Below are 5,589 nucleotides of genomic sequence, written 5' to 3'. Positions count from 1 at the left end.
GTCCGGCGGCGGCGTCTCGGTGACCTCGCCGGTGTCCGGGTTCCACTGCTTGGCGGCGGTGCCGCCCTTGGTCGGTGGGCGCTTCCCACCCCTGCCGCTGAACGCGGCCAGCGCGGTGCTCCGGGCCGGTTGCAGCAGCGGGAACCAGGCCGGGTCGGCGAAGGACCCGAACAGCGAGCGCCGCACGATCGGCAGGATCTCGGCCATCGGCTTGCCGGTCAGTGCGGCCCGGGCCGGCGGCTTGGCGACCTCCTCGGTGAAGTAGCTGGCGTCGAACGGCAGGTCGATGCAGTTGCGCCCCGGGTAGGCGGTCGGGTCGGGGACGTTGTAGCTGAGGATGGTGGCCTGGCCGGCGCTCTCCAGCGCCACCAGTGGGGTAGGGCCGGATCCGTCCATGCCGGCCACGCTAGGCACGGCAGTGACGCCGCTCAATCACATCGGTGACAGTCAGCGCCCGGGCGGCGTGGGCTGTCGGGATCCCGGCCCGCTGCCCGCCCGTGCCACCGACCGGGCCGCGCGGGCCAGCGCCGGTCGCGCCCGGCCGCCCCGGCACGCGGTGAGGTGAATCGGAAGGTGGTCACACCGGCACTGAGGAAGCGTCTCCACGCGACGGTGGTGCGTGCGGTCGCGGTGACGCCGCCGAGACGGTGGGCGCCGCACGCTGGCAGGTGCGCCCGTCCACACTCGGCGGGCGGCGCCGGTGTCGCCCCGGCGTGGGTCGCACCTGCCCGAGGGGGCCGGCATGAGAAGACGCACCGTTGTCGCTGTCGCCACCATCGCCCTGGCCGGCTGCCTCGTCGTGGCCGGGGCGTCCGCGCCGGTCACCGCGCACCGGCCCGCAAGCGGCCCGGCGTCCGGCTGGTGGGGATTCGACCTCACCCGGCCGTCGGTCGTCGCCACCGGCCTCGAAGCGCCGTGGGGGCTGGCCTTCCTGCCCGACGGCAGCGCCCTGGTCGGCGAGCGGAACAGCGGGCGGGTCCTCCGGGTGGGCCGGGGCCTGGCGCCGCGGCAGGTGGCGCAGGTCGCCGGTGTCTCGGCGGTCGGCGAGTCCGGGCTGCTCGGGCTGGCCGTCTCGCCGCGATACCGCGCCGACGCCCACGTGTACGCCTACTTCACCTCGGCCGTGGACAACCGGATCGTCCGCTTCCGGCTGGCCGCGCCGCAGGTCCAGCAGCCGATCCTCACCGGGCTCGCCCGGGCCAGCTCCCACGACGGCGGACGGATCGCCTTCGGCCCGGACGGGATGCTCTACGCCGGCGTCGGGGACGCCGCCCGGCCCGCCACCGCGCAGGACCCGGGCAGCCGCAACGGGAAGATCCTGCGGCTGCGGCCCGACGGCGGCGTGCCGTGGGACAACCCGGTCCGCGGTTCGCTGGTCTACAGCCTCGGCCACCGCAACGTCCAGGGCCTGGCCTGGGACTGGCGGGGCCGGCTCTACGCGACCGAGTTCGGCGCGAGCAGTTGGGACGAGGTGAACCGCGTCGTGCCGGGCGGCAACTACGGCTGGCCGGTCACCGAGGGGGTGGCCGGCGACCCGCGCTTCCGCGACCCGATCGTGACGCGGCGCCCCGCCGAGGCGTCGCCCAGCGGCGCGGCAATCGCCGGCGGGCGGCTCTACGTGGCGGCGCTGCGCGGCACCCGGCTGTGGGTCGTACCGCTCGACCCCGCGGGTGGCGCCGGCACACCCACCGCGGAACTCGTCGGCAGCTACGGCCGGCTGCGTACGGTGGCCGTCGCGCCGGACGGCTCGCTCTGGGTCAGCACCAGCAACCGGGACGGCCGGGGCGCCCCGGCCCCGGGCGACGACCGGATCCTGCGCTTCCCACCGTGCTGGTGGTGCTGACTCACCCGCTGGCCGGGGCGAGGTCCTTGGCGAACCAGTGGTGCGCGTAGGCCTCGGTGTTGTACGGCTCGACCTCCCGGTAGCCGGCCGAGCGGTACATCGCGATCGCCTCGGTGAGGTTGCGGTTGGTGTCCAGCCGGACGGCGGTCCAACCCCGCTCGGCGGCGTACCGTTCCAGCTCGCCCAGCAGCCGCCGGCCGAGGCCGAGCCCGCGCACGGCGTCCGACACCCAGACCCGCTTGATCTCGGCGGGCGCGTCGGGGTGGAGCTTCACCGCGCCGCAGCCGACCGGCTCGGCGTTGAGCGTGGCGAGCAGGAACACTCCGGCGGGCGGGGTCAGTTCCTCGTCGTGCACCGGGTTGCTCAGCGCCGGGTCGAACCCGTCGTCGAACCGGCGGGCGACGTCCCGGGCGTACGCCCGCACGCAGGCGCGGGCCCGCGGGTCGCCGGGTGGGCACGGCTCGATCACCACCATCGACGCGACGAGCAGCCGCTCGACCTCGGCCATCGCGGCGACCAGCCGGTCCCGGCGCGGCCCGGTCAGCGGCGCGAGGATCGACCAGGCGAGCTCGTCGGAGCGCTGGTCGAGTTCGGCCCATTCGGTGCGGCCGGCCGCGGTCAGCGCGACCGTCCGGACCCGCTGGTCGCCGGCCTGGTCGGCCGGCCCGACGGTGACCAACCCGTCGCTCTCCAGGGTGCGCAGCAGCCGGCTGAGGTACCCGGAGTCCAGCCCGAGCCGCACCCGCAGCGCGGCGACCTCCGCGCCGCCGGGGCCGATCTCCCAGAGCAGCCGGGCCTGCGCGAGCGGCCGGCCGCGGGCCATGTACTCGTCGTCGAGCGCGCCCACCCGCTGGGTGACCGTCCGGTTGAACCGTCGCACCGCGGCGACCAGCTGCTGGTCCATATACCTGACTTTAGTCAGGCTTCCCTGGTCGGCGCCAGCGGATCGGCGGCCCCGCGGCTGCCGGTTCTCAACGAGCATTGCAGCACTTCAAGATTGTTTTCAGCGGTAGTTTCAGCGTTCCGCCCAGCATTTCAGTCGGTCGGGCTGTGCCAACTGCCTGAACCTGGGACGCACCCTCCCCGTCCGTCACGACGGCAGGCTGCAACCGGGCGACAGGGTCAGGTACAACCGGCAGCGTGGGCCAACGGCCGATCGCCGAAGTCTGTCCGGTGGTCGACCGGCGCGCCGACATGATGGACCGCGTGGCCGACAAGTTGGGGAGCGCGTCGGCCTCAACCTATTGGGCTAGTTCGTTAGGGGTATGGCAACCGGTGGAGGGACGGCGTCGGCCGGCACCGCAGTCTGCCAAGCTTAGGGACGGTGCCGCCGAGCAGTGCGTCCAACTGTACGTTCCCCTGCCCGAGGCATAGGGCTGGAGGTCACTACGCCCGGATCAAGTCGATATCGCCGGGCACATCGGTGCTGCCGGGTTGGATCTCAAACAGGTCCGGTCCGATCTCTGCGGAGTCGCGTCGGATTCGCTCTGCCCACTGCGCCGGCCACTGGGTTCCCGAGGACCAGCGCACGCCATAGAGAAAGCCCGATATCAATGGGACGTTGCGCAGGCTACGTAGGTCGGCTCCTACAAAATCGCACTGAGCACGGTCAATTTCGGTGGCGAGGTCGTGGGCGAGGTCGGAGGCGAGGTCGTGGGCGAGGTCGTGGGCGCGGTCGAGGTCGAGGTTCTGGGCGCTGGCGAAGCGACGGTAGCTGATGCGGTAGCTGGCTTCGTTGATGGCGAGGAAGAGGCGGCGGGCGTCGCGGGCCAGGGCGGGATCGCCCGCGGCGTCGAGGTTGCGGACAATTTCGCGGGCAATTTCGCGGGCGAGGTCGAAGTCGCGGGCGAGGTCGAGGTCGAGGGCGCGGACGACGTCACGGGCGAGGCTGCGGGAGCGGGCAGCGCCGCGGGCTGGGCGAACGATTTCGACGGTGTGCCTGTCGGCCTGGTGGACGTGACGAAAGACCAATTCGAGTGAGCGAAGCGCTGGATGACGGCGGATGGCCAGACGGGTACCTGGCCGTAGCGATTCCAACAGTTCGGCTACCGTGCTGCGTGTCGCCTGCGCTGGCACCTGTGCGGACACGGGTTGGCGGTGGGTGGCGGTCATGGCGCCCGAAGTCGGGGCCCGGCGGGCGCCGGCGGCAACGAGGACGTTAGCCCACCACGGCGACACAGTGAGGCGCCACCACGGGCTGGTTGGGCGGGCTGCTTCGGCGAGCCGGCCAAGCAGGCTGTCAGCGTGGATCATCGGCCGTGGCCTCGCTGCTGTGGGCGTCGGCCGGGTCCAGGATTGGTGGATCGGCCGGATCGGGCTCGCGTTCGGTAACCTCAACGCGGCTCAGGATGCCACGGATCACCGATGGGGCGCAGGCACCCATAATGAGTGCGGGCCATGCGCCGGTCATCTGGGCATGCGCCGCCGCGGCGACCAGACCGCCGACGACGAGGCCCGCAAACGCAACGAAGAGATGCGGCCAGATCCCGTCTTGGGCGTAGCGCCAGGGCCACCGATAGCCTTCGGCCACGACCGAGGCTGACAGGCCAAGAAGCGCGGCAACCATGCCGCCGGCCAGGCCCCATCCGGTGGCTTCGACAACGCCCATGCCGCGCACCGTAGCCGATGATTGGTACGCCGCCTATCGACCGTTCTAAGAAAGAAAGACGCCAACCAGCCCGCGGGCGCTACTAAGCGATCCATGACAAACCGACAACGGCCTTCGGCAGTGGTGTCGACGTCAATGTCGCTCGGTGCGGCCTCGCGCCGTACGCGAAAAGGCCGTCGACCCTCGCGGAGTCGGCGGCCTTCGTCGTCTGACCGGGGTCAGCGCTGGTCGGCGGGGACGTAGTCCCGCTCTGCGTAGCCGGTGTAGATCGGCCGCCAGCGGCCGATCTTGGTCTCCGGGTCGCTGATCATCTGCCGTTACCCCGGGCCGGAGGCCAGCAAGACCAGCGCGACGAGCGGCGGGTATGCGTACTGGAAGTGTCGAGTGGCGGAGAAGCCAGCAAGCAGCGCCCCAGGAGATTTCACTCCCCAGGTCAGAAGCTCGGCCAGTGAAGTGTTCGGCGAGAACCGACAGCGCGGCGGTCGCTCAACACAGGAAATCGGCGAGCGCCGCGACGAACGCCTCCGGGTCGTCGAGCCACGGAAAGTGCCCACCACCCGGCTGCACGGTCACCTCGCCGTGCGGGAACAGGCCGGCGTACGCGGCGGCGCACGTCGGTGGGAGCGAGACGTCGTACTCGCCCGCGAGGACCAGGACGGGTGCCGGGAGACGGGCGAGGGCGGACCGGACGGTCGCCGGGTCGACCGCGCCCGCCGAGTAGTAGCCGGCCGCCGCGTCCGCGTTGCGCAGGCTCGCCTCCCGGGCGCGGTGGGCCTGGCTGACCTCGTCCCACCGGCCCCAGGTGAACGGCGCGATGGCCGCCCAGTCGGCCTCGTTGGCCCGACCCGACCAGATCCGCTCGAACGCGGCGAACGCCTCGGGGAACCACGGCTCGTCCCGGCGCAGTTCGGCGACCAGCCGACGGTCCCGATCGGTGACCGCCAGGTCGACCACCCGCGGGCTGGGCGTGACCAGGGCGAGCCGGCCGATCCGGTCGGGATGCCGGGCCGCTTGACGATCTCCCCGTCCTAGAGGACGGGGATTCCCTCCGCGCTGCGCGCGGAACACGCTGCGCCTGGGTGGATTACCGCTTCGTTGCGCGCTGCCGGCACTCGTGCCGGTCTTATGTGCGCTCCAC

6 protein-coding genes are annotated in these 5,589 nt (G+C 72.3%); 1 reads left to right on the top strand and 5 read right to left on the bottom strand.

Going from position 1 to position 5,589, the window contains the following annotated elements; genetic code table 11:
- Positions 1 to 396: hypothetical protein (locus DLJ47_RS31425; protein ID WP_146228242.1), on the bottom strand; the 396-nt coding region annotated here is incomplete at its 3' end.
- A 346-nt stretch (positions 397 to 742) separates the two neighbouring features.
- On the opposite strand from DLJ47_RS31425, the gene DLJ47_RS31420 reads away from it, so the two are divergent.
- On the top strand, positions 743 to 1,843 hold the full coding sequence (locus DLJ47_RS31420; RefSeq protein WP_109905479.1) for a PQQ-dependent sugar dehydrogenase: 1,101 nt from the start codon (positions 743 to 745) through the stop codon (positions 1,841 to 1,843).
- Position 1,844: 1 nt separating this feature from the next.
- On the opposite strand, the gene DLJ47_RS31415 is transcribed toward DLJ47_RS31420, so the two are convergent.
- From DLJ47_RS31415 to DLJ47_RS31400, 4 genes are all read right to left on the bottom strand, one after another.
- Positions 1,845 to 2,747 carry a MarR family winged helix-turn-helix transcriptional regulator gene (locus DLJ47_RS31415; RefSeq protein WP_109905477.1) on the bottom strand — a complete coding sequence of 301 codons (903 nt, stop codon included), beginning with the start codon at positions 2,745 to 2,747 and terminating at the stop codon, positions 1,845 to 1,847.
- Positions 2,748 to 3,229: 482 nt separating this feature from the next.
- Positions 3,230 to 4,096: a hypothetical protein gene (locus DLJ47_RS36035; RefSeq protein ID WP_158289918.1), complete on the bottom strand. Its 867-nt coding sequence runs from the start codon at positions 4,094 to 4,096 to the stop codon at positions 3,230 to 3,232.
- The gene (locus DLJ47_RS36030) at positions 4,083 to 4,451 is read right to left on the bottom strand and encodes a hypothetical protein (RefSeq protein WP_158289917.1); all 369 of its coding nucleotides are present in this window, start codon (positions 4,449 to 4,451) and stop codon (positions 4,083 to 4,085) included. Before DLJ47_RS36030 ends, DLJ47_RS36035 begins: the two co-directional genes overlap by 14 nt.
- A 486-nt stretch (positions 4,452 to 4,937) precedes the next feature.
- Positions 4,938 to 5,519, bottom strand: coding sequence for an alpha/beta fold hydrolase (locus DLJ47_RS31400; protein WP_274703368.1), 582 nt, complete (start codon positions 5,517 to 5,519; stop codon positions 4,938 to 4,940).
- Between the last annotated feature and the right edge of the window lie 70 nt (positions 5,520 to 5,589).

It is taken from the genome of Micromonospora sp. S4605 (assembly GCF_003176715.1).
GTDB lineage: Bacteria > Actinomycetota > Actinomycetes > Mycobacteriales > Micromonosporaceae > Micromonospora > Micromonospora echinaurantiaca.
This window is presented reverse-complemented; position numbering and strand designations above follow the sequence as displayed.